Origin of the sequence: Nocardioides sp. GCM10030259 (genome assembly GCF_042666375.1) — a bacterium.
In the GTDB taxonomy this organism is placed as follows: Bacteria; Actinomycetota; Actinomycetes; order Propionibacteriales; family Nocardioidaceae; genus Nocardioides.
Genome location: NZ_JBHTDF010000006.1, coordinates 42,804 through 65,529, shown reverse-complemented (window position 1 = coordinate 65,529; position 22,726 = coordinate 42,804). Strand labels below are relative to the sequence as shown.

20 protein-coding genes, 1 pseudogene and 2 riboswitches are annotated in these 22,726 nt (G+C 74.7%); of the genes and pseudogenes, 13 read left to right on the top strand and 8 right to left on the bottom strand.

The annotated features are described in order from the left end of the window. Nucleotides 1-44 precede the first annotated feature (44 nt). The 3 genes from ACFQQI_RS07185 to ACFQQI_RS07175 are packed head-to-tail and all read left to right on the top strand — an operon-like array spanning nt 45 to nt 3,024. Complete coding sequence (locus ACFQQI_RS07185; RefSeq protein WP_378560088.1) at nt 45-854, top strand: nitrite reductase; 810 nt, start codon at nt 45-47, stop codon at nt 852-854. Continuing rightward, nucleotides 851-1,507 carry a precorrin-8X methylmutase gene (locus ACFQQI_RS07180; RefSeq protein ID WP_378560085.1) on the top strand — a complete coding sequence of 219 codons (657 nt, stop codon included), beginning with the start codon at nt 851-853 and terminating at the stop codon, nt 1,505-1,507. Before ACFQQI_RS07185 ends, ACFQQI_RS07180 begins: the two co-directional genes overlap by 4 nt. Further along, nucleotides 1,504-3,024 (top strand): precorrin-2 C(20)-methyltransferase, encoded by a 1,521-nt coding sequence (locus ACFQQI_RS07175; protein ID WP_378560082.1) that lies wholly within the window; start codon nt 1,504-1,506, stop codon nt 3,022-3,024. Before ACFQQI_RS07180 ends, ACFQQI_RS07175 begins: the two co-directional genes overlap by 4 nt. On the opposite strand, the gene ACFQQI_RS07170 is transcribed toward ACFQQI_RS07175, so the two are convergent. Beyond that, nucleotides 3,001-3,741: a cobalt-precorrin-4/precorrin-4 C(11)-methyltransferase gene (locus ACFQQI_RS07170; protein ID WP_378560079.1), complete on the bottom strand. Its 741-nt coding sequence runs from the start codon at nt 3,739-3,741 to the stop codon at nt 3,001-3,003. The genes ACFQQI_RS07175 and ACFQQI_RS07170 overlap by 24 nt on opposite strands. Next, a complete protein-coding gene (cbiE, locus tag ACFQQI_RS07165; protein WP_378560076.1) occupies nt 3,738-4,949 on the bottom strand; it encodes a precorrin-6y C5,15-methyltransferase (decarboxylating) subunit CbiE in 1,212 nt (403 codons plus the stop codon). The genes ACFQQI_RS07170 and cbiE overlap by 4 nt, the downstream gene beginning before the upstream one ends. A 40-nt stretch (nt 4,950-4,989) precedes the next feature. On the opposite strand from cbiE, the gene ACFQQI_RS07160 reads away from it, so the two are divergent. From ACFQQI_RS07160 to ACFQQI_RS07120, 9 genes and pseudogenes are all read left to right on the top strand, one after another. After that, nucleotides 4,990-5,550: an AAA family ATPase gene (locus ACFQQI_RS07160; protein ID WP_378560073.1), complete on the top strand. Its 561-nt coding sequence runs from the start codon at nt 4,990-4,992 to the stop codon at nt 5,548-5,550. After that, nucleotides 5,544-5,698, top strand: a riboswitch (cobalamin riboswitch). (Overlaps the previous gene by 7 nt.) Before the next feature lie 33 nt (nt 5,699-5,731). Continuing rightward, entirely contained in the window at nt 5,732-7,732 is a 2,001-nt protein-coding gene (locus tag ACFQQI_RS07155; protein WP_378560070.1) for a VWA domain-containing protein, read from the top strand. Next, nucleotides 7,729-8,358 (top strand): 5,6-dimethylbenzimidazole synthase, encoded by a 630-nt coding sequence (bluB, locus tag ACFQQI_RS07150; RefSeq protein ID WP_378560067.1) that lies wholly within the window; start codon nt 7,729-7,731, stop codon nt 8,356-8,358. The genes ACFQQI_RS07155 and bluB overlap by 4 nt, the downstream gene beginning before the upstream one ends. 1 nt (nt 8,359) lies before the next feature. Beyond that, nucleotides 8,360-8,974: a cob(I)yrinic acid a,c-diamide adenosyltransferase gene (gene cobO / locus ACFQQI_RS07145; RefSeq protein WP_378560064.1), complete on the top strand. Its 615-nt coding sequence runs from the start codon at nt 8,360-8,362 to the stop codon at nt 8,972-8,974. After that, a pseudogene (locus tag ACFQQI_RS07140) lies at nt 8,971-11,395 on the top strand (cobyrinate a,c-diamide synthase). The gene cobO and the pseudogene ACFQQI_RS07140 overlap by 4 nt, the downstream one beginning before the upstream one ends. Nucleotides 11,396-11,410: 15 nt before the next feature. Next, nucleotides 11,411-11,487, top strand: a riboswitch (cobalamin riboswitch). A 58-nt stretch (nt 11,488-11,545) separates the two neighbouring features. Then, complete coding sequence (locus ACFQQI_RS07135) at nt 11,546-11,764, top strand: CbtB-domain containing protein (protein WP_378560061.1); 219 nt, start codon at nt 11,546-11,548, stop codon at nt 11,762-11,764. Nucleotides 11,765-11,778: 14 nt separating this feature from the next. Beyond that, complete coding sequence (locus ACFQQI_RS07130) at nt 11,779-12,537, top strand: CbtA family protein (RefSeq protein WP_378560058.1); 759 nt, start codon at nt 11,779-11,781, stop codon at nt 12,535-12,537. Next, the gene (gene cobT / locus ACFQQI_RS07125) at nt 12,534-13,571 is read left to right on the top strand and encodes a nicotinate-nucleotide--dimethylbenzimidazole phosphoribosyltransferase (protein WP_378560055.1); all 1,038 of its coding nucleotides are present in this window, start codon (nt 12,534-12,536) and stop codon (nt 13,569-13,571) included. Before ACFQQI_RS07130 ends, cobT begins: the two co-directional genes overlap by 4 nt. Before the next feature lie 2 nt (nt 13,572-13,573). Beyond that, entirely contained in the window at nt 13,574-14,272 is a 699-nt protein-coding gene (locus ACFQQI_RS07120; protein ID WP_378560783.1) for an adenosylcobinamide-GDP ribazoletransferase, read from the top strand. 38 nt (nt 14,273-14,310) lie between these two features. Here ACFQQI_RS07120 and cobU read toward each other — a convergent pair whose 3' ends face one another. Further along, nucleotides 14,311-14,829, bottom strand: coding sequence for a bifunctional adenosylcobinamide kinase/adenosylcobinamide-phosphate guanylyltransferase (cobU, locus tag ACFQQI_RS07115; RefSeq protein ID WP_378560052.1), 519 nt, complete (start codon nt 14,827-14,829; stop codon nt 14,311-14,313). A 2-nt stretch (nt 14,830-14,831) separates the two neighbouring features. Between cobU and ACFQQI_RS07110 the strand changes: the two genes are divergently transcribed. Continuing rightward, nucleotides 14,832-15,716 (top strand): cobalamin biosynthesis protein, encoded by an 885-nt coding sequence (locus ACFQQI_RS07110; RefSeq protein WP_378560049.1) that lies wholly within the window; start codon nt 14,832-14,834, stop codon nt 15,714-15,716. Here ACFQQI_RS07110 and ACFQQI_RS07105 read toward each other — a convergent pair. From ACFQQI_RS07105 to ACFQQI_RS07085, 5 genes are read right to left on the bottom strand one after another with little or no spacing between them, the layout of a single operon-like run. Then, entirely contained in the window at nt 15,628-16,383 is a 756-nt protein-coding gene (locus ACFQQI_RS07105) for a cobalt-precorrin-6A reductase (protein WP_378560046.1), read from the bottom strand. The two genes, ACFQQI_RS07110 and ACFQQI_RS07105, sit on opposite strands and share 89 nt — an antisense overlap. Further along, on the bottom strand, nt 16,380-17,876 hold the full coding sequence (locus ACFQQI_RS07100; protein ID WP_378560043.1) for a cobyric acid synthase: 1,497 nt from the start codon (nt 17,874-17,876) through the stop codon (nt 16,380-16,382). The genes ACFQQI_RS07105 and ACFQQI_RS07100 overlap by 4 nt, the downstream gene beginning before the upstream one ends. Then, a complete protein-coding gene (locus tag ACFQQI_RS07095) occupies nt 17,873-18,394 on the bottom strand; it encodes a 2'-5' RNA ligase family protein (protein ID WP_378560040.1) in 522 nt (173 codons plus the stop codon). Before ACFQQI_RS07095 ends, ACFQQI_RS07100 begins: the two co-directional genes overlap by 4 nt. Next, a complete protein-coding gene (cobF, locus tag ACFQQI_RS07090) occupies nt 18,394-19,164 on the bottom strand; it encodes a precorrin-6A synthase (deacetylating) (RefSeq protein WP_378560037.1) in 771 nt (256 codons plus the stop codon). Before cobF ends, ACFQQI_RS07095 begins: the two co-directional genes overlap by 1 nt. Then, entirely contained in the window at nt 19,161-22,706 is a 3,546-nt protein-coding gene (locus tag ACFQQI_RS07085) for a cobaltochelatase subunit CobN (protein WP_378560034.1), read from the bottom strand. Before ACFQQI_RS07085 ends, cobF begins: the two co-directional genes overlap by 4 nt. Between the last annotated feature and the right edge of the window lie 20 nt (nt 22,707-22,726).

The following is a 22,726-nucleotide window of genomic DNA, read 5'->3' as shown; positions in this document are numbered from 1 at the left end:
CGCGGGCTCCGCGCACGAGCCCCTGACCGCGGAGGACCACCCTCGTGACCAGCAGCTCCACCACCCGAACGCGGCGCGATCGCTGCCCCGGCGTGCTCCGGCCGTGGCCGGCCGCCGACGGCAACCTGGTCCGGCTCCGGCTGCCCGGCGGACGGCTCCCGGCGGCCGGACTGCGGGCCCTCGGCGAGGTGGCCACGACGTACGGCGACGGGCACGTGCGCCTCACCCACCGGGCGAACCTCCAGGTGCGCGGCCTCCCGCCCGTCACCGACGGCATCGTCGCGGCCTTCGAGGCCACGGGCCTGCTCCCCTCCCGCACGCACGAGCTCGCCCGCAACGTGATGGCCTCCCCGCAGACCGGGCTCGCCGGCGGCCGGGCCGACCTGCGCCCGGTCGTTGCAGAGCTGGACCGGCTGCTGTGCGCCACCCCCGCCCTGGCGGCGCTGCCGGGTCGCTTCCTCTTCGTGCTCGACGACGGCCGCGGCGACCTGCTCGACCGGACCGCCGACCTGGGCCTGGTTGCGCTCGACTCGTCGGCGGCACAGCTGCGGGTCGCGGACGCGTGGTCCGAGGTCGTCGACCTCACCGACGCGCCGACGAGACTGGTCGAGCTCGCGACGGCGTTCCTGGCCGCGCGGACGTCGGAGTGGCACGCGGCCGAGCTGCCGGCGCAGCTGGCGCCGACGGCACCGGCCGATCCACGCGTCCCGGCGCCGTCGCCACCACTGCCGTACGGCGCGGTGCCCGGCGGCGAGCACGTGCCTGCGGTCGACGGCGTCATCGCGCCGGACCTGGCGGCCCGCGGAGGCGACCTCGTGGTCACCCCGTGGCGTGGCGTCCTGGTGCCGGCATGAGGGCCCCGACGCGCCGCTACGAGTACGTCGCCGACGGGCCGGCCATCTACGTCGACTCGTTCGCGACGATCCGGCGGGAGGCACGACTGGACGGCGTACCCGCCGACGCCGAGAGGCTGGCCGTCCGGATGATCCACGGCTCCGGCCAGACCGACCTCGTCGACGACCTGGTGATCCACCCGGGTGTCGTCGACGCCGCGCGGTCGGCGCTCATGCTCGGAGCGCCGATCCTCGCCGACGCGCGGATGGTCGCGATGGGCATCACCGCCGGGCGGCTGCCGGCGGGCAACCGGGTGCACTGCTTCCTGACGGATCCCCGCGTGCCCGATCTTGCGTCGGCGTGGGGCACGACGCGCACCGCCGCGGCGGTGTCGCTCTGGGAGCCGCTGCTCGACGGAGCGGTCGTCGCGATCGGCAACGCGCCGACCGCGCTCTTCCACCTGCTCGAGATGCTGGTCGACGGTGCTCCGCGCCCCGCGGCGATCGTCGGCTGCCCGGTCGGGTTCATCGGCGCGGCGGAGTCGAAGGCCGCGCTGGCGTCCTTCGGCGCCGACCACGGGATCGACATCCCGTTCGTCACCGTCCGCGGTCGCCGGGGCGGATCCGCGATGGCGTCCTCCGCCGTCAACGCACTCGCGCAGGAGGAGGAGTGACGACGCCGGGACGCTTCTGGGGCGTCGGCGTCGGGCCGGGCGACCCCGAGCTGGTCACGCTCAAGGCCGCGCGCCTGATCGGGTCCGCCGACGTGGTCGCCTTCCACGCCGGCGTCGGCCGGCAGTCGAACGCGCGCCGGATCGCCGACCCGCTCATCCCGGCCGGCGTCATCGAGGAGGAGCTGCGCTACCCCGTGACGACCGGGTCGACGGCGCACCCGGGCGGCTATGCGGGCGCGATGGCGGAGTTCTACGAGTCCGCGGCGTCCCGCCTCGCCGCCCACCTCGACGCGGGCCGCGACGTCGTGCTGCTGGCCGAGGGCGACCCGCTGTTCTACGGGTCGTACATGTACATGCACGACCGGCTGTCCGCGACGTACCAGACGGAGATCGTGCCGGGCGTCCCCGCGTTCGCCGCGGCGGCGGCCGTCGTCTCCTCCCCGCTGGTGCGTCAGACCGACGTGCTCACGGTCCTCCCCGGCACCCTGCCCGAGCCCGAGCTCGCCCGCCGGCTCGCCGACACCGACGGCGCGATCATCATGAAGCTGGGCCGGACCTTCCCCGCCGTCCGCCGTGCCCTGGAGGCGGCCGGCCGGCTCGACGACGCGGTGTACGTCGAGCGCGCGTCGATGCCCGCCGAGCGGTGGCTGCCCGCTGCCGAGGTCGACCCGGCGTCCGTGCCGTACTTCTCCCTCATCGTCGTGGCCGGTGACTCGCGGCACGGTGTGGGCCGCCGGGCGCGGGGTCCCGTCGTTGGTGACCAGACGACGACCGAACGCGGCGCGGAGCTGCTGGTGGTCGGGCTCGGACCGGGTCCGGACCGGTGGGTGACCCCCGAGGTGGCGGCGGCGCTCGCGGAGGTCGACCACGTGGTCGGCTACGCGCCGTACGTCAACCGCGTGCCCCAGCGCCCGGGGCTCACCCGGCACGCGTCGGGCAACACCGTCGAGCTCGACCGGGCGCGGCTGGCGCTCGACCTCGCGAAGGCCGGCGAGCGGGTGGCGGTGGTGTCGGGCGGCGACGCGGGGGTGTTCGGCATGGCCGCGGCCGTGTTCGAGGCCGCGGAGGACGCGACGTACGCCGACGTGCCGGTGCGGGTGCTCCCCGGTGTCAGCGCGGTGCAGGCGGTCGCCGCCCGGGCGGGCGCGCCGGTCGGCGGCGACTTCGCCGTCATGAGCCTGTCCGACCGGCTCAAGCCGTGGGCGGTCATCGAGCAGCGCCTCGAGGGGATCGCCCGGGCCGACCTGGTGCTGGCCGTCTACAACCCGGCGTCGCGCAGCCGCACGCACCAGGTCGCGCAGATGCAGAAGGTGCTGCTGGCGCACCGGCCCGACGACACGGTGGTCGTCGTCGGCCGCGACGTCGGGCGGGCCGAGGAGTCGCTGACCGTCACGACGCTGGCCGAGCTCGATCCCGCGTCGATCGACATGAAATGCCTGCTGATCGTGGGGTGCTCGCGCACCCGTGTCGCACCGAGCGGCGCGGTCTGGACGTCACGCGCGGTCGCGGACTCCTGAGTACAGCCACGACTCGCCACCGTCGCGGGCCAGCGCCCGGCCGACCAGGATCACCGCGGCCTGGCGCAGCCCCGCCGCCTCGACCCGGTCGGCGATGTCGCCGACGGTGCCGGTAAGGACGAGCTCGTCCGGCTGCGACGCGCGGTGGACGACGACGACCGGGCAGTCCGCGCCGTACTCCCCCGCCAGCTCGCCCATCAGCTCCCGCGTGCGGGAGATCGCGAGGTGCAGCACCAGGGTCGCGCGGGTGGCCGCGAACGCTGCCAGCGACTCGGTCTCCGGCATCGCGCTCGACCGCGCCTGGGTGCGGGTCAGCACGACCGACTGCGACACCAGCGGGACGGTCAGCTCCCGGCCGACGAGGGCGGCCGCGGCGGCGTACGCCGGCACGCCGGGCGTGACGTCCCACGGCACGCCGGCGGCGTCGAGGCGGCGGGTCTGCTCCGCGACGGCGGAGTAGACCGACGGGTCGCCGGAGGTGAGCCGGACGACGTCTCGGCCCGCCTCGTGGGCGGTGACCAGCTCGGCCAGGATGCCGTCCAGGTCGAGGGCCTGGGTGTCGACGAGCCGGGCGTCGGCGCGGCAGTGCCCGAGCACCGCCTCGTCGAGGTACGTGCCCGGGTAGAGCACCACGTCGGCCGCCGCCAGCATCGTGGCCGCGCGGAGCGTGATCAGGTCGGCGGCGCCGGGGCCGGCCCCGACGAAGTGCACGGTCATGGCTTGCTCCAGCTCCACTGGGTGACGGTGCGGGCGGGTGCCCAGCCGGTGAACGACCCGATCGGTGTCGCGTGCTCGACGGCCAGCCGGGTCAGCTCGCCACCGTGCTCGGCGTACGCCGCGGCGAGGACTGACTCGGTCTCGAGCGTGACCCCGTGCACGACGAGCCGGCCGCCGGGACGAAGCCGGTCAGTGCACAGGTCGAGCAGGCCGGGCGCCGTGGCCCCGCCGCCGACGAAGACGGCGTGCGGCGCCGACAAGGCGGCCAGGGCCTCGGGGGCGCGTCCGCCGACCACCTCGAGGCCGGGTACGCCGAGCCGCGCGGCGTTGCGCGCGATCCGGGACAGCCGGTCGAGGTCGGCCTCGACCGCGACTGCCGCGCACGTGGGGTGCGACCGCATCCACTCGATCGCGACCGAGCCGGCTCCGGCGCCGACGTCCCAGAGCAGCTGGCCGGGCTGGGGCGCGAGGCGCGCCAGGGCGCTCGCCCGGAGGTCACGCTTGGTCAGCTGGCCGTCGTGCTCGAACGACTCGTCGGGCAGCCCGGCCGCCCACGCCCCGACGACCGGTCCGCGCAGCTCGAGCGCGACCACGTTGAGGGCGGGCGCCGGACCGGTCCACGCGTCCGCCGTCGCCTCGACGCGCGACTCGGTGGTGGCGCCGAGGTCGCCCAGGACGGTCATCAGCGACCCGCCGTACCCGTGATCGACCAGCAGTGCCGCCAGCGCCGCCGGGGTGTCGGCGTCCGACGAGAGCACGAGGACGCGCCAGCCGGGGGCGAGCTCGCGGAGCACCGCGTGCAGGTCGCGGCCGACGACCGTGACGACCGTGCTCGCCTCGGCCGACCAGCCCATCCGCGCGCGGGCGAGGGCGACCGACGAGACCGCCGGCAGCACGTCGAGGCGCGCGGCGCCGAGCAGCCCGGCCAGCCTCGAGCCGATGCCCGAGAGGAACGGGTCACCGGACGCCAGCACCGCGATGCGTCGTCCGTCGTGGGCGGCGAGCAACGCGGCGAGCCCGTCCGCGAGCGGCCGCGGCCAGGGTTCGCGGCGCTGTCCCGACACGTCGGGCACCAGGCGGAGATGGCGTTCGCCGCCGAGCAGCACCTCGGCGCCGAGCACCCGGTCGCGGGCGTCGTCGGTCAGCCCCGCCCAGCCGTCCGCGCCGATGCCGACGACGGCGATGCGGGACTTCTCGGGCTCGGGCACTCGCCCGACCCTAGAGCACCAGCGGTCGTAGGATTCCGCGGTGCTCACCGCCACGGACCCGCTGCCGCACCGGCCCCGGCGCGTGACGGTGGCCGGCGTCTCCGGCAGCGGCAAGAGCACGCTCGCTCGTCGTGTCGGCGCGCTGCTCGGGCTGCCCTACACCGAGATGGACGCGCTGCACCACGGGGCCGGGTGGACGAAGCGCCCGGAGTTCGAGGCCGACGTCGACGCGGTCGTGGCGTCCGAGGCCTGGGTCTGCGAGTGGCAGTACGACTACGCCCGTCCGCTGCTGATCGAGCGCGCGGACCTGGTGGTGTGGGTCGACCTGCCGTTCCCCGTGACGCTGAGCCGTGTCGTACGTCGCACGGTCCGGCGGCGAGTGCGTCGCGAGGAGCTGTGGAACGGCAACCAGGAAGGCCCGCTGCACACGTTCTTCACCGACCGCGAGCACATCGTGCGCTGGGCGATCAACACCCGGAACCTCTACGACGAGCGCATCCCCCTCGTGGCCGCCGCCCGTCCCGACCTGCCGATCGTGCGGCTGCGCAGCAGCCGCGAGGTGGACCGCTGGGTCCGCGAGGTCGTCGAGCCGCTAGCCTGACCGCGGCACGAGGTGCTCCGCCCGTCCGACGGGTGGGGAGAATCTGGGAAGCCGGTGAGAGTCCGGCACAGGCCCGCTGCGGTGACCCGTGGCTGTGGAGACACAGACCCGGGAAGTCCGAAGACCGGCCTCGCGCCACGCATCCGACAGATGTCCGTTGGCGAGCGAGCGGGAGCCTCACATGCCACAGCAGTACCCCTTCAGCGCCGTCGTCGGCTCCGACGAGCCCGGCGGCATGGCCCTGGCCCTCATGCTGACGACCGTGTCGCCCGAGATCGGCGGCGTGCTCGTCCGCGGCGAGAAGGGCACGGCCAAGTCGACGATCGTGCGGGCGCTCGCGGCCGTGCTGCCGCCGATCGACGTCGTGGCCGGGGACCGCTTCTCCAGCGACCCGCTCGACCCGGCGCCGCTCTCCCCCGACGGCCCGTTCGCCGCCGACGTACCCGTCGAGGCCCGACCGGTGCGGCTGGTCGAGCTGCCCGTCGGCGCCACCGAGGACCGCGTCCTCGGGTCGCTGCACCTCGAGCGCGTGCTGTCCGAGGGCCGCACGGAGTACGAGCCCGGCCTGCTCGCCAGGGCCCACCGCGGCATCCTCTACGTCGACGAGGTGAACCTGCTCCACGATCACCTCGTCGACCTGCTCCTCGACGCCGCGGCCATGGGCCGGTCGACCGTCGAGCGCGACGGCGTCTCGGTCTCGCACGCGGCCCGGTTCGTGCTGGTCGGCACCATGAACCCCGAGGAGGGCGAGCTGCGCCCCCAGCTCCTCGACCGGTTCGGGCTCACCGTCGAGGTCGCTGCGCCGCGCGACCCGGCGACGCGGATGGAGGTCGTGCGCCGCCGGATGGCCCACGACGCCGACCCCGACGGCTTCGCCGCGTCGTACGCCGAGGCCGAGCGCGCCCTCACCGAGCGGATCGCCGCCGCCCGCAGCAGGGTCGCCGACGTCGCGCTCACCGACGCCGCCCTGCTCCGGATCGCCGAGCTCTGCGCGGCGTTCGAGGTCGACGGGATGCGCGCCGACATCGTCACCGCCCGCACCGCGGTCGCCCACGCCGCCTGGCACGGCCGTGACGAGGTCACCACCGAGGACATCCGCGCCGCCGCGCGCCTGGCCCTCCCGCACCGCCGGCGACGCAACCCCTTCGACGCCCCCGGGCTCGACGAGGACCTGCTCGACGAGGTGCTCGGCGACGAGCCGGATCCCGATCCGGATCCGGACGGCCCGGGTGGTGATGGTTTCGAGACAGGCGCTAGCGCGCCTTCCTCAACCACCGAGGACGCGCCTTCCTCAACCACCGAGGACGCGCCTTCCTCAACCACCGAGGACGCGCCTTCCTCAACCACCGAGAGCACGCCGTCCTCGACCAGCACGGTCGGCAGCGGTACGCCGTACCGTGCCCGCCTGCTCACCGCCCGAGGCACCGGTGCCGGTGAAGCGGGGCGACGCAGCCGGGCGCTCACCGACGACGGCCGCCGGATCGGTGCGTCGACCGACGGCCGCGGCCCGCTGCACCTCCCGGCCACGGTCAGCGCGGCCGCGCCCCACCAGGTCGCTCGCGGTCGCACGGGCGGGGCGCTCCGGCTGCTGCCGACCGACCTGCGCCGCGCCGCGCGGGAGGGGCGGGAGTCCAACCTGGTGCTGTTCTGCGTCGACGCGTCGGGATCCATGGCGGCCCGCAGGCGGATGGAGCAGGTCAAGACCGCGATCCTGTCCCTGCTGCTCGACGCCTACCAGCGGCGCGACAAGGTGGGCCTGGTGACGTTCCGCGGCGACGCCGCAGAGTTGGCCCTGCCGCCGACGCACTCGGTCGACGTGGCCGCCACCCGCCTCGACGCCCTCCCCGCGGGCGGGCGGACGCCCCTCGCCGAGGGGCTCCTGGCGTCCGCGCGGGTGATCGAGCTCGAACGCATCCGCGACCCGCGCCGCCGGCCGCTGCTGGTCGTCGTCACGGACGGCCGCGCCACGGCGGGAGCCGACCCGGTGGCCCGGTCCCGCGTGGCCGCCGGGCTGGTGGCCGGCACCGATGCCAGCACGGTCGTCGTCGACTGCGAGAGCGGATCCTTCCGGCTCGGCCTGGCCGCCGCGCTCGCCGAGCACCTGCGGGCCGAGCACCTGCCGGTCGCCGAGGTCAGCGCCGAGGCGCTCACCGGGGTCGTGCGGGACGGGCGGGCCGCGTGAGCGCCGCGGCCCTGTACGACGTCATCGAACGCCGCCGAGACGTCCGCGCCGAGTTCAGCCGCGAGCCGCTGACCGACGACGCGCTCGAGCGCATCCTCGGCGCCGCCCACGCGGCTCCCAGCGTCGGCCTCAGCCAGCCCTGGGACTTCGTGCTCGTGCGCGACCCCGTCACCCGGGATCGTTTCCACCGGCACGTCGACGCCGAGCGCGCGACGTACGCCGACTCGCTGCCCGCCGACCGGCGCGGCACCTTCGACCGGATCCGCATCGAGGGCATCCGTGAGGCAGCGCTCGGCATCGTCGTCACCTACGACCCGGCACGTGGCGGGAGCCAGGTGCTCGGCCGGCACGCGATCGACGACGCCGGCCTCTACTCGACCTGCCTGGCCATCCAGAACCTCTGGCTCGCCGCCACCGCCGAAGACCTCGGCCTCGGCTGGGTCTCCTTCTACCGCGAGGAGTTCCTGGCCGACCTGGTCGGGCTCCCGCAGGGCGTGCGCCCGGTCGCGTGGTTGTGCCTCGGACCGGTCACCCGGCTGCAGCAGAAGCCCGACCTCGAGCGTCACGGGTGGCGGCAGCGGCGTCCCCTCGCGGACGCCATCCACCACGAGACGTGGGGGTGCTGAGATGCCACAGGGCCAACCGCTCGTCGTGCCCGACGACGGGCTCACCACCGCGCAGCGACGGCGGCTCCCGCTGCTGATGGTCAACACCGGCGACGGCAAGGGGAAGTCGAGCTCGGCCTTCGGGCTGGCGATCCGCGCCTGGAACCAGGGCTGGGACATCGGGGTCTTCCAGTTCGTGAAGTCCGCCAAGTGGCGCATCGGCGAGCAGACCGTGCTCGAGCGCCTCGGCGAGCTCCATGCCCAGACCGGCGAGGGCGGCCCCGTCGAGTGGCACAAGATGGGCTCCGGCTGGTCGTGGGCGCGCAAGGCCGGCGACGACGAGGACCACGCCCGCGACGCCGCCGAGGGCTGGGCCGAGGTCAAGCGCCGGATCGCCGAGGAGCGGCACGACCTCTACGTCCTCGACGAGTTCACGTACCCCATGCAGTGGGGCTGGGTCGACGTCGACGACGTGGTCGCGACGCTCCGGGAGCGGCCCGGCCGGCAGTTCGTGATGGTCACCGGCCGCCGCGCCCACCCCGCGCTCGTCGACGCCGCCGACCTCGTCACCGAGATGACCAAGGTCAAGCACCAGATGGACCGCGGCCAGAAGGGCCAGGCGGGGATCGAGTGGTGAGCCTGCCGCGCCTCGTCGTCGCCGCCCCGGCCACCGGCCAGGGCAAGACGACGGTCGCCACCGGCCTCATGGCCGCCCTGACCCGGGCCGGCCACACCGTCTCCGGGCACAAGGTCGGGCCCGACTACATCGACCCCGGCTACCACGCGCTCGCCTGCGGACGACCCGGCCGCAACCTCGACCCGCACCTGGTCGGCGAGCAGCGCATCGTGCCGCTGCTGCTGCACGGTGCCCGTGGCGCCGACGTCGCCGTGATCGAGGGCGTGATGGGCCTCTTCGACGGTCGCATCGGCGGCCGCGGCTTCTCCTCCACGGCGCACGTCGCGCAGCTGACCGGGTCGCCGGTCGTGCTGGTCGTCGACATCTCCCGCTCGTCGCGGACGATCGGCGCCGTCGTGCACGGCCTGGCGTCCTGGGACCCCCGCGTGCGCGTTGCCGGCGTGATCCTCAACCAGGCCGGCTCGCCCCGGCACGCGCGCGAGGTCGCGGACTCCATCGACCTGCCGGTGCTCGGCACGATCGGGCGGGACCCGGCGCTCGGCGTCCCGTCCCGGCACCTGGGCCTCGTGCCGGCCGCCGAGCGCGAGGAGGCGCGGCACGCCCTGGACGGGCTCGCCGACCGGATCGCCGAGCTGGTCGACCTCGACGCCGTCCTGGCGCTCGCGCGGACCGCGCCGGACCTCGACGCCGAGCCGTGGGACGCAGATGCTGCGCTCGGTGGCTTCGAGATGGTTCCTGAGGAGGTTGCGCAGCAACCGTCTCGAAGGGCAGGCGCTGGCGCGCCTTCCTCGACCACCGTGCGGCCCGTGGTGGCCATGGCGGGTGGGCGTGCGTTCACGTTCCGGTACGCCGAGACGGAGGAGCTGCTCCGGGCGGCCGGGTGCGCGGTGGTGGGCTTCGACCCGATGGTCGACCCGCGCCTACCCGACGGCACCGCGGGCATCTATCTCGGGGGCGGGTTCCCCGAGGTGCACGCCAGCGAGCTCACCGGCAACGTGGTGCTCCGGCGCGAGCTGGCGGCGGCGCTCGCGGACGGCGTCCCGACCGTGGCCGAGTGCGCCGGGCTGCTCTACCTCTGCACGTCACTGGACTCCTCCCCCATGGTCGGCGCGGTCGCGGCGGAGGCCGCGATGACCGAGCGGCTGACCTTGCGCTACCCCACGATGACGGCGACCACCGACAACCTCCTGACCCGCGCGGGCGAGACGGTCACCGGGCACGAGTTCCACCGCACGCAGGTCGTCCCGGCTAGCAACGGCCGAGCCGCCTGGACGGTGGACGGGGACGCGGTCGGATTCGCGTCCGAGACCCTGCACGCGTCGTACCTGCACACCCACTGGGCCGGCCACCCGCAGCTGGCCCGACGCTTCGCGGAGGCGGTGCACGCCCGTGGATGACCTGGCCCTGGATCAGGCACTCCGCCACCACGGCGACGTCGAGGCCGTCGACGGCCTCCTGGACTTCGCCGTCAACGTCTACGACGGCCCGCGCCCACCGTGGCTCGACCGGGCGCTCCACGACAGCCTGGACGCCGCCGTCCGCTACCCGTCGGCGACCGCGGCCGAGCACGCGATCGCCGCGCACCACGGTCGCGCGGCCGACGGCGTCCTGGCGACCGCCGGAGCGGCGGAGGCGTTCTCGCTCCTCGCCCGCCTCCGGCGCTGGCGGCGTCCGGTGGTGGTGCACCCCCAGTTCACCGAGCCCCACGCCGCGCTGCGCCAGGCCGGCCACGTCGTGACCGAGGTCGTCCTCTCCGCGCCCTTCACCCTCGATCCGTCGGTGGTGCCGGACGACGCCGACCTCGTCGTCCTCGGCAACCCGACGAACCCGACCGGGGTCCTGCACTCACGGGCCGACGTCGAGGCCCTGCTGCGCGACGACCGGCTCGTCGTCGTCGACGAGGCGTTCATGGACGCGGTCCCCGGGGAGCCGGAGTCCCTCGCGGGCGAGCAGCGTGCCGGCCTCGTCGTCATCCGCAGCCTCACCAAGCACTGGGGCATACCGGGAGTGCGGGCAGGCTACGTGCTCGGCGACGCCGACACCGTGCACCGACTGCGCGAGGGCCAGGTGCCGTGGTCGGTCTCGACCACGGCCGCCGCCGCGATGGTCGCCTGCTCGACCGACACCGCGCGCGCCGAGGCAGCCCGACGGGCCCGCGAGATCGCCGACTGGCGCGGCTTCCTCGAAGAATCCCTGTCAACCATGGGGATCCGGCACATCCCGTCGCGGGCCAGCTTCGTGCTCGCCGAGGTCGGCCCCGACGTCCACACCGCGCTGCGCCGAGTGGGAGTCGCCGTACGCCGGGCGGACACGTTCCCCGGACTCGGGCCGTCGTGGGTGCGGATCGCAGTGCGTCCGCCGGCGCGCACGACCGCACTGCTGGACGCCCTGTCCGCCATCGGTGTGGATGCCCTAGGCTGACGCCCGCGGGCACGAGGAAGCCGGTGGGAATCCGGCACAGTCGCGCTACTGTGACACCGCCTCCGACCAGTTCGAGGGCGGTGGAGTCAGACCCGAGTGTCCGTCCAATCCCCATTCGAGCAGGGACGCACGAATCCCTGAGGAGGACACATGTCGCAGACGTCTGCCGCACCCGTTTCGCCCGTCGTCGAGGTTCCCTCGATCCCGTTCCGGGAGATCGCCCCGTGGGCGCTCTTCTTCGGGTTGCTCGGGCTGCTCGTCCTGTTCTTCATCAGCGCCGACCAGGGCGCCATCTCGATCCCGGCCGGAACCGCGATCCACGAGTGGGTCCATGACGGCCGGCACCTGCTCGGCTACCCCTGCCACTGAGACGGGGCGCCAGCATGACCGCACGAGCGTTCCTCGTCCGGGGGCTGCTGGTCGGCCTCCTCGCCGGCTTCGCGACGTTCCTCGTCGCGCACCAGGTCGGTGAACCGCACGTCGAGACCGCCATCGCCCTCGAGGAGGCGGCATCGGCGGACGGGACGGCGCACTCCCACGAGGACGAGGGCACCACGGTGTCCCGTCACGACCAGCGCACCTGGGGCCTGCTCACCGGCTCCGTCGCCGTCGGCGTCGCGATCGGAGGGCTCGTCGCCCTGGTCGCCGCGTCGGTGGTCGGCCGCATCGGCCGGCTCAGCCCGGGCCAGTCCACCGCACTGGTCTGCCTGATCGGCTTCGTCTCGGTGGCGCTGGTGCCGTTCCTGAAGTACCCCGCCACGCCACCGGCCGTCGGCTCGGGCGACACCATCGGTGACCGCACCAGCTGGTACTTCGGCTTCATGCTGATCTCGGTCGCGTTCGCGGCGCTCTCGTCGCTGCTCGCCATCCGGCTGCTCGACGAGATCGGCACGTACGGCGCGGTGCTCGCCGGCGCCGGCCTCTACGTCGTCGCGGTCGTCGTCACGGGCCAGCTGCTGCCGGCTGTCAACGAGATCGGCGACTTCCCGGCCGACGTGCTCTGGTACTTCCGCCGCGCGTCGCTGCTGACGCTGGCCACGCTGTGGGGCGCCATCGGCATCGGTCTCACCGGTCTCGTCGGCCGCCTGCACAGCCGCGCGTCGGCCGTGACCGAGCGGCGTGAGCTGGCGGCGAGCCTGTGATCGCCCCACCGTCCCCCGCGGTCGCGGCTGCGGCATCCGAGCGCCTGGCCGCCTTGGCGACCCCCGCGGGGGCGCTCGGGCGGCTCGGCGACCTCGCGGTCTGGGTCGCGGCCACCCAGGACGCGGTGCCTCCGCGCGAGCTCCACAACGTGCGGCTCGTGATCTTCGCCGGCGACCATGGGGTCGCGCGGCACGGCGTCTCGGCGTACCCGCCCGCGATCACGGCCGCCATGGTGCGCACGTTCGTCGCGGGCCGGGCCGGTGTCTCGGCGCTCGCCGCGGCGCACGGCGTCAGCGTCCGCGTGCTCGACCTCGGGGTCGACGACGACCTCGACGGCGTGCCCGACGACGTTCGCCGCCACAAGGTGCGCCGCTCCTCCGGCGCCATCCACCTCGAGGACGCCCTGACGGCCGACGAGACGCAGCGCGCGCTCGCGGCCGGAGCCGCCGTGGCGCGCGAGGAGGTCGCCGCCGGGGCCCAGCTGCTGCTGAGCGGCGACATGGGCATCGGCAACACCACCCCCGCCGCCGCACTGGTCGCGGCGGGGCTCGGCCTGCCGGCGCAGGAGGTCACGGGCCGCGGCACCGGCGTGGCCGGCGACGCGCTCGCGCACAAGGAGGCCGTGGTCCAGCAGGCGCTCGACCGCGCCGGAGACCGCCGCGACGACCCGGTCGCGTGCCTGACCGCCCTCGGCAGCGCCGACCTGGCGGCGAGCACCGGCTACCTGCTCGAGGCCGCCCGCCAGGGGGTCCCCGTGCTGCTCGACGGGCTGATGGCGGTCGCGTGCGGGCTCACGGCCGACCGGATGGAGCCGGGGGCGGCCGCGTGGTTCGCGGCCGGCCACCGCTCGACGGAGCCCGCGCAGTCGCTGGCGCTCGCCAAGCTCGGGCTCGAGCCGCTGCTCGACCTCGGCCTGCGCCTGGGCGAGGGCAGTGGTGCCGTGGCCGCGGTGCCCGTGCTGCGCAGCGCGGTCGCGCTGCTCCGCGACGTCGCCCTGCTCTCGGAGCTGCTGCCGCCCGACCTCCGTGCGTGACGATGGGTGACGCCTGGCGCCTCGCGACCGGGACGCTGACGGCCCTGCCGGTCCGGCCCCCGGAGCGCATCGATCGGGGCACCGCCCGCGGCGCGATGCTGCTCGCTCCGCTCGCGGTGCTGCCGCTGGGCGCGCTCGTGGCCGCGCTGCTGTGGCTCGGTGCGCTCGCCTCCCTTCCGTCGCTGGCGGTCGCGTTCGTGGCCGTCGGCGCGCTCGCCGCCGGCTCCCGCGCGCTGCACTGGGACGGGCTCTCCGACGTCGCCGACGGGCTCACCGCGTCGTACGACCGCGAGCGCTCCCTCGCCGTCATGAAGACCGGCACGAGCGGCCCCGCGGGAGTCACGGCGACCGTCGTCGTCGCGGGCGTGCAGGCCGCCGCGTTGACGGCGTACGTCGACACCGGCGCGCTCCCCCTGCTCGCGGGCGCCCTCGTCTGCCTGAGCCGCTGCGCGCTCTGGATCGTGTGTTGCACCCGGGTGCCGGCGGCGCGCGCCGACGGCCTCGGGGTCACCTACACCAGCACCGTCCCCGTGCCGGTCGCCGCGCTCGGCGGCCTGCTGCTCTCGGTCACCGGCGGCCTGGTCGTGCTCGCGCTCGTCCGCCGGGCGACCGCCCGCTTCGGGGGCGTCACCGGCGACGTGTTCGGCGCGGCGATCGAGCTCGCCCTCGCCACCACGCTCCTCACCTGGGCGTGGCTGTGAGCGGGCCAGGGCGTGGCTATCCATTCGGCGGCCACGCCCTACACCATGAGGACGCGTCCGGCCACCACCAGGTGCACCTCGTCGCAGGCCGCCCCGAACCGCTGGTTGACCGAGCCGAGGAGGTCGCGGAAGACCCGGCCCGACCGGTGCTCCGGCACCACCCCCATCCCGACCTCGTTGGTCACGAGGACCACCGTGCCACCGGCCGCCGACAGTGGTGCCAGCGCCCGGTCGACCTCCGCGTCGACGTACGCCGTGAGGTCGGGCATCGCGGCGTCCCACAGACCGGCGTCGTCGACCAGCCGGGTCAGCCAAGTGCCGAGGCAGTCCACCAGCACGGCGTCGCCGGTCGCCAGCGCCGCCGCGAGGTCGCCGGTCTCCACCGTCGTCCAGTGCGCCGGCCGACGGGCCCGGTGGGCGGCGATCCGCTCCTGCCAGTCCGCGTCGTCGCGGACCGGCCCCGGCGCGACGTACTGCACCGCGGGCGCATCCGCGACCAGCGACTCCGCATGCCGCGACTTGCCCGACCGGACTCCCCCGGTGACCAGGACCTTCATCGATGAACCTCGCTCTGGGCCTCGTGCTCGGCTACGCCGCCGACAGTCTGCTGGGTGACCCGACGCGCTGGCACCCCGTCGCGGGCTTCGGGCGGACCGCCGCGGCGCTCGAGGCCGTCACCTTCGCCGACCGTCGCGCGCCCGGCGTGCTCCACGTCGCCCTCCTCGTCGGCGGAGCGGCTGCCGTCGGTCGGGCCCCGATCCCGGTCGCGCTCGCGACGTGGGCGGTCCTCGGCGGCCGCAGCCTCGACCGCGAAGCGGCCGCTGTCCAGGCCCACCTCGTTGCCGGTGACCTGCCCGCCGCACGGCAGCGGCTCACCCACCTGGTGGGGAGGGACACCAGCAACCTGGACGAGGCGGGCGTCGCGCGCGCGGTCGTCGAGTCGCTGGCGGAGAACACCTCCGACGCGGTCGTCGCCCCGCTCGTGTGGGGAGCGGTCGCCGGCGTACCCGGGCTGCTCGCCCACCGCGCGGCCAACACGCTCGACGCCATGATCGGCCACCGCACCGAGCGCTACGAGCGGTTCGGCTGGGCGGCGGCCCGCCTCGACGACCTGCTCAACCTCCCCGGCTCGCGTCTCACGGCCACGCTGGCCGTGTTCCTCGGCGACGACCGTCGCGGCGCCTGGCGGGCCTGGCGCCGCGACGCCGCCGGTCACCCGAGCCCCAACGCGGGGCCGGTCGAGGCGGCGTTCGCGGGCGCGCTCGGCGTCCGTCTCGGCGGGGTGAACGTGTACGCGGGCCGCATCGACGACCGGAGCACGCTGGGCGACGGACGGGCTCCGGACCGCCACGACATCACCCGCGCCCGACGTCTTGCGCGTCGGACCGGGCTCGCCGCGCTGGTCGTGACCGCACCCATCGCACTGCGTCGTCGACGTCGCTGACCGTCGGCACACAGGCCGGCGCAGGCGGCCGCTGCACCACCACGACGGGGATGCCGAGGCCCGCTGCCGCCTGCATCTTCGGCCACGTGTGCGCGCCGCCGGAGTCCTTCGTCACGAGCACGTCGGTGCCGTGCCGCTGCATCAGCGCCACCTCGTCCTCGAGCGCGTACGGGCCCCGGTCACGCAACACCTCCCACGACGGCGGCAGCGCCACCTCGGGCTCGTCGACCACCCGGACCAACACCGCGCGGTCCGCCAGCGGCCCGACGAAGCGGTCCAGCGCCTGACGCCCGATCGTCAGGAACGGCCGCACCCCGAGTCCCACGGTCGCCGCGGCCGCAGCATCGTGGTCGCCGACCCGGAACCAGTCGCCGGTCCACCCGGGTCGCTCCAGCCGCAGCAGGGGTACGTCGACGCAGGCCTCGGCCGCGTGCGCCGAGATCTGCGCGGCGAAGGGGTGCGTGGCGTCGACGACCGCGTCGAAGTCCCGCACGTACGCCGCCAGCCCGGCCACCCCGCCGAACCCGCCGATCCGCACGCCGCCGACCGGCAGCCGCGGCTCGGCGACGCGGCCGGCCAGCGAGGTGGTGACGTCGCACCCGACGTCGACCAGGGCCGCGGCGAGCGACCGCGCCTCCGCCGTACCGCCCAAAACCAGCACCCTCATCGGCGGTCCCCCGGCGGCAGCACCGGCAGCCCGGCCGGCGCCCCGGACGTGGCGAGGTCGAGCAGCGCGTCGACGTCGAGATGGTGCTCGACGAGGTCGCCGAGCAGGTCGAGCCGGCGTTCGCGGGCAGCCGGGAAGCTCACGCTGGAGGGCGTCCACACGTGTCCGGTCAACCACGCGACCTCGCGGAGGAACGCCGACCGGAAGGCGTCGTGCTCGAGGCACCCGTGCCACATGGTGCCGAAGAGGTGGCCGTCCCGGGCACCGCCGAGGAACTCCTCGCCCGAGCCCACGGTCACCCGGCCGTGGTGGATCTCGTAGCCGCCGACCTCGGTGCCGAGAGCGGCGCCGCGGGGCAGTCGCAGCACCTTCTCGTGCGCGAACGTGGTCGTCACGTCCAGCAGGCCGAGCCCGTCGGCGGAGGCGCCCGCCGGCCGCTCGACGCCGTCGGGATCGAGCACCGAGCGGCCGAGCATCTGGAAGCCGCCGCAGATCCCGAGCACCGGCCGTCCGGCGGCCGCGTGGGCGGCCACCGCACGATCGATGCCGCGGTCGCGCAGCCACGCGAGGTCGGCGAGCGTCGCCCGCGACCCGGGGAGCACGACGAGGTCGGCGTCGGCGACCGAGCGCCCGTCCGAGGCGTAGACGACGTCGACGCCCGGCTCGAGCCCGAGGGCGTCGATGTCGGTGAAGTTGCTGATCCGCGGCGACCGCACGACCACGACGCGCAGCGGCGCCGGACCGTCGACCACGCGCCGGTCGCCGACGTCGAGCGTGTCCTCGCTGTCGAGCCACACGCCGCTGCTGAAGGGCAGCACGCCGTACACGCGACGGCCCGTCAGCGACTCCAGCTCCGCCAGGCCGGGCGCGAGCAGCGACTCGTCGCCGCGGAACCGGTTGACCACGAACCCCGCCACCAGCCGCTGGTCCTCCGGCGCCAGCAGCGCCACGCTCCCGAAGAGCGACGCGAAGACGCCGCCGCGATCGATGTCGCCGACGAGCACGGCAGGGAGGGCGCCGTGCTGGGCGAGGCCCATGTTCACGTAGTCGCTGGACCGCAGGTTGATCTCGGTCGGGCTGCCGGCGCCCTCGGCCACCACGACCTCGAACCGCGACGACAGGTCGTCGAACGCGTCGTACGCCGCGCGGGCCAGGTGGTCCCGGCCGTCGACGAAGTCGCGCGCGGACACCTCGCCCGCCGGCCGTCCCAGCACGACGACGTGGCTGCGGTGGTCGCTGCCGGGCTTGAGCAGCACGGGGTTCATCGCGACCTCGGGCTCGACCCCGGCGGCGAGCGCCTGCACCCACTGCGCACGGCCGATCTCCCCGGGAGTCCCGTCGGCCGCGGTCACGACCATCGAGTTGTTGGACATGTTCTGGGCCTTGAACGGCGCGACCCGGACGCCCCGCCGCGCGAACGCTCGGCACAGCCCGGAGGTGACGACGCTCTTGCCGGCGTCGGAGGTGGTGCCGGCCACCAGGAGGCCGCTCACGGCGTGCCCAGCTTCCAGTCGGCCAGCACGCGGCAGTCGTGGTTGGCGTAGCGGTGCAGCGCGACCCGGTCGGCGCGGCAGGTGGCGGGCACGACGCCGCCGAGCGCGGCCAGCACCGACGACGGCGTGATGTCCGCCGAGCGCCGGTCGAGGGTCAGGTGCGGGACCGGGTCGGGGAACTCGCCGGCGTACGGCGGGCACTGCGGGAACGCCGCCACCAGTCGCCGGGTCAGCTCGCGGAACCCGTCGTCAGGGTCGGGCGGCAGGTGGATGATCCCGTCGGCGAACTCCCCCAGCCGCGCCAGCCGGAAGTCGAACGCCACCACGTCGGCCACGATGCCGGCGACCACCTCGAGGGCGGCCGGCGACGGGTCGGGCAGGAACGGGCCGAGCACCGTGATGTGCGCGTGCACGAAGGCCGGGTCCGGGGACAGGAACGACGCGTCGTAGTGCTCGGTCCGCTCGCGCACGAACGGCTCCAGCTCGGGCACCGGTACGACGAGCACGGTGTGCGCCATCAGCCGGGCTTCCTCAGCAGGAAGATGTCCATCACCCAGCCGGCGGACTCGCGCAGCCGCTCGCGCGCCGCGTCGATCTCGGGCACCACATCGCCCACGCGCCCGGCCACCAGCTCCTCCGCCGGCGTGCCGAGGTTGCCGCCCCACCAGATCATCCAGTCGTCGAGGCCCGGAAGGTCGATCACCCGGTTGAGCATCACGACGAGGTTGTCCTGGCCCTGCTCGACCGCCTCCAGGAGGCGGCGGCCGCTGGTGACGTGCAACGGCTGGCCGACCTCGTGCAGCACGATCCGGTGCCGCGCAGCGAGCAGCTGGATGCTCGAGATGCCCGGCACGACGTCCATCGCCAGGTCGACGCGACCGCGCTCCTGCAGCGACTGCAGGATCCGGATGGTCGAGTCGTAGAAGGCAGGGTCGCCCCACACCAGGAAGCCCGCGTCCCCCTCGCGTGAGAGCAGCGCCTCCGCGAACGCCTCCTGACGCGCCTCGTGCCACTGCGCGACGACCGCGTCGTACTCCTCCTGCGTCGCGGTGCGGTCCGGTCGCCGCTCACGCTCGGGGTCGTCGACGCGCACGATCACCGGCGGCCGCTCGAGGTGCCGGTCCAGCAGCCGCTCGCGGGCGTTGACGAGCGGGTCGGGCATGCCGCCGCGGCCGGACTTGTCGGTGACGACGAAGTAGTCCACGGCGCGCAGCGCGTGCACGGCCTCGAGCGTCACCTGGTCGGGGTCGCCGGGACCCACACCGATGACGCGCACGCGCTTGGTCACCCGCGGTCCTCCAGGTCACCCTCGAGCTCGAGGTAGACGGCCTGCATGGCAGCAAGCGTCTCCGGGTCGGGCGACTCCCACAACCCACGGTCCGCGGCCTCGTGCAGCCGCTCGACGACGCCGCGCAGCGCCCACGGGTTCGAGCGGGTCATGAACTCGCGGTTGGTCTGGTCGAGCACGTACTCCTGCGCGAGCGCCTCGTACATCCAGTCCTGCACGACGCCGGCAGTGGCATCGAAGCCGTACAGGTAGTCGACCGTCGCGGCGAGCTCGAACGCGCCCTTGTAGCCGTGCCGCTGCATCGCCGAGATCCAGCGCGGGTTGACGACGCGGGCGCGGAAGACGCGGTTGGTCTCCTCCTGCAGCGTCCGGGTGCGTACGGCGTCCGGCGACGTCGAGTCGCCGACGTACGCCCTCGGGTCGGCGCCGGTGAGCGCGCGCACCGTGGCGACCATGCCGCCGTGGTACTGGAAGTAGTCGTCGCTGTCGGCGATGTCGTGCTCGCGGGTGTCGACGTTCTTCGCGGCTACTTTGATGCGGCGGTAGTTGGCGCGCATGTCGTCGGCGGCCGGCGCCCCGTCGAGGTCGCGCCCGTAGGCGAAGCCGCCCCACGCCGTGTAGACCTCGGCCAGGTCCTCGTCCGACCGCCACGTGCCCGACTCGACCACCTGCAGGATGCCCGCGCCGTACGACCCCGGCCTGCTGCCGAAGATCCGGCTCGTCGCGCGCCGCTCGTCGCCGTGGTCGGCGAGGTCCGCCCTTGCGTGCGCCCTCACGAAGTTGGCCTCGTCGGACTCGTCGAGGCCCGCCACCAGCCGAACGGCGTCGTCCAGCATCGCCACGACGTGCGGGAAGGCGTCCCGGAAGAAGCCGGAGATCCGCACCGTCACGTCGATGCGCGGACGGCCCAGCTCCTCCAGGGGTACGACGTGCAGGTCGCTGACCCGGCGCGACATCTCGTCCCACGCGGGCCGGACGCCGAGCAGCGCGAGCACCTCGGCCACGTCGTCGCCCGAGGTGCGCATCGCGCTCGTGCCCCACACCGACAGGCCCACCGACGAGGGGTAGTCGCCGGACTCCTCCAGGTAGCGCTGCACCAGCGAGTCGGCCATCGCCTGACCGGTCTGCCAGGCCAGGCGCGACGGCACGGCGCGCGGGTCGACCGTGTAGAAGTTGCGGCCCGTCGGCAGCACGTTGACCAGCCCGCGCAGCGGCGAGCCGCTCGGCCCCGCCGGCACGAAGCCGCCGTCGAGCGCGTGCAGCACGGCGTCCAGCTCGTCCGTCGTACGACGCAGCCGCGGCACCACCTGCTCGGCGGCGAAGCGCAGCACCCGCTGCACCTCCGGGTCGTCGTGGAGTCCGTCCGCGGCGTCCGGGGACCAGCCCGCCGCCTCCATCCGCTGCACGAGCCCACGCGCCTGCTCCTCGATGGCGTCGACCGCGGTCACCGACTCGCCGTCCTTGAGCCCGAGCGCCATCCGCAGCCCGGGCACGGCGTTCGCCTCGCCGCCCCAGACCTGGGCGGCGCGCAGGATCGCGAGCACCAGGTTGACCCGCGCCTCACCCTCGGGCGCCTGGCCGAGGACGTGCAGGCCGTCGCGGATCTGCGCGTCCTTGATCTCGCACAGCCAGCCGTCGACGTGCAGCAGGAAGTCGTCGAAGTCGTCGTCCTCCGGTCGCTCGTCCAGGCCGAGGTCGCGATGCATCTCCGCGGCGTGCATCAGCTGCCAGATCTCGCCGCGGACGGCTGGCAGCTTCGCCGGGTCCATCGCCGCGATGTTGGCGTGCTCGTCGAGCAGCTGCTCCAGCCGCGAGATGTCGCCGTACGTCTCCGCCCGCGCCATCGGTGGCACCAGGTGGTCGACGATCGTCGCGTGCGCGCGACGCTTGGCCTGCGCGCCCTCGCCCGGGTCGTTGACGAGGAACGGGTAGACCAGCGGCAGGTTGCCGATCGCCGCGTCCGTCGCGCAGGACGCCGACAGCGCGGCGTTCTTGCCCGGCAGCCACTCCATCGAGCCGTGCTTGCCCAGGTGGACGACCGCATGTGCCCGGAACCCGTGCTCCAGCCAGCGGTACGCCGCGAGGTAGTGGTGCGAGGGCGCGAGGTCGGGGTCGTGGTAGATCGCGACCGGGTTCTCGCCGAACCCGCGCGGCGGCTGGATCAGCAGCACCACGTTGCCCGCCTGGATCGTGGCCAGCACGATCTCGCCCGCGTCGTTGACGAAGAGCCGCCCGGGCGACGGGCCCCACGCCTCGACGATCTCGTCCATCAGTGCCGCCGGGACGTCAGCCGTCCACGCGTCGTACTCCGCCCGGGTGATCCGCACGTGCGCGTCCGTGAGCTGGGCGCTGGTCAGCCACTCCTCGTCCTGGCCGCCGGCTGCGATCAGCGCGTGGATGAGCGCGTCACCGGCCTCGGTGTCGTCGGCGAGGTCGAGCGCCGGGATCTCGCCGACGTCGTACCCCCCGTCGCGCATGCGGCGCAGCAGCCGCACCGCAGAGACCGGGGTGTCGAGGCCGACCGCGTTGCCGACCCGCGAGTGCTTGGTCGGGTACGCCGAGAGCATCAGCGCGATCCGCCGCTGGCTCGTCGGGATGTGGCGCAGACGGGCGTGGTTGACCGCGATCCCGGCGACTCGGGCGCACCGCTCGGCGTCGGCGACGTAGCGCGGCAGTCCGTCCTCGTCGACCTCCTTGAACGAGAACGGCGCGGTGATGATCCGGCCGTCGAACTCCGGGATCGCGATCTGCGTGGCCGAGTCGAGCGGCGTGACGCCGTCGTCGGAGGCCTCCCACTCCTCCCGGCTGGTCGTGAGGCAGAGCCCCTGCAGCACCGGGATGTCGAGCCGCCGCAGCCGTTCGACGTCCCACGCCTCGTCGTCTCCCCCGGCGCTCGCGCCAGCCGGCCTGCTGCCACCGGCGGCCAGCACGGTGACGACGAGCGCGTCGAGCGTGCCGAGCGCGTCGTACAGCTCGTCCGGCGCCGACCGCAGGCTGCCGGCGAAGACCGGCACGCCGACCGCCTCGCCGGTCGCGTCGATCGCGTCCACGAGCGCGTGGGCGAACGCGTCGTTGCCGCTGATCTCGTGGGCGCGGTAGTACAGCACGCCGACCCGCGGCTTCCCGGACGGGCGCTCCGCCACCCCCCAGCCGGGCACCGCGACGGGCGGCTCGAAGCCCTCGCCGGTGAGCAGCACGGTGTCGGACAGGAACGCGTGCAGCTGGCCGAGGTTGCCCGGGCCGCCCTCGGCGAGGTAGCGGTGCGCCTCCGCGGCGATGCCCATCGGGACGGTGGAGAGCTCCATGAGCTCCGCGCTCGGCTGGGCCTCGCCACCGAGCACCACGACCGGCCGGCCGCCGGCGAACAGCCGGTCGCGCCACGGCTCGAGGTCGTGCGGCGACCCGAGGAGCCGTACGACGACCAGGTCGACGCCGTCCAGGTCCGGGATCCCCCGGGTCGGGTTGCTCCAGAGCCAGTCCGCCCCGCACGCGCGGGCAGAGAGCAGGTCGGTGTCGGAGGTGGACAGCAGCGCCAGCGTCACGGGTTTCTCCTGGGGTTCTC

Excerpts from the sequence above, each read along its gene's own strand:
- ACFQQI_RS07170 (WP_378560079.1), bottom strand. The coding sequence starts at position 3,741 with ATGACCGTGCACTTCGTCGGGGCCGGCCCCGGCGCCGCCGACCTGATC.
- ACFQQI_RS07130 (WP_378560058.1), top strand. The coding sequence starts at position 11,779 with ATGACCGCACGAGCGTTCCTCGTCCGGGGGCTGCTGGTCGGCCTCCTC.
- ACFQQI_RS07180 (WP_378560085.1), top strand. The coding sequence starts at position 851 with ATGAGGGCCCCGACGCGCCGCTACGAGTACGTCGCCGACGGGCCGGCC.
- ACFQQI_RS07135 (WP_378560061.1), top strand. The coding sequence starts at position 11,546 with ATGTCGCAGACGTCTGCCGCACCCGTTTCGCCCGTCGTCGAGGTTCCC.
- cobO (WP_378560064.1), top strand. The coding sequence starts at position 8,360 with ATGCCACAGGGCCAACCGCTCGTCGTGCCCGACGACGGGCTCACCACC.
- ACFQQI_RS07155 (WP_378560070.1), top strand. The coding sequence starts at position 5,732 with ATGCCACAGCAGTACCCCTTCAGCGCCGTCGTCGGCTCCGACGAGCCC.
- ACFQQI_RS07105 (WP_378560046.1), bottom strand. The coding sequence starts at position 16,383 with ATGAGGGTGCTGGTTTTGGGCGGTACGGCGGAGGCGCGGTCGCTCGCC.
- cobU (WP_378560052.1), bottom strand. The coding sequence starts at position 14,829 with ATGAAGGTCCTGGTCACCGGGGGAGTCCGGTCGGGCAAGTCGCGGCAT.
- ACFQQI_RS07120 (WP_378560783.1), top strand. The coding sequence starts at position 13,574 with ATGGGTGACGCCTGGCGCCTCGCGACCGGGACGCTGACGGCCCTGCCG.
- ACFQQI_RS07095 (WP_378560040.1), bottom strand. The coding sequence starts at position 18,394 with ATGGCGCACACCGTGCTCGTCGTACCGGTGCCCGAGCTGGAGCCGTTC.
- ACFQQI_RS07110 (WP_378560049.1), top strand. The coding sequence starts at position 14,832 with ATGAACCTCGCTCTGGGCCTCGTGCTCGGCTACGCCGCCGACAGTCTG.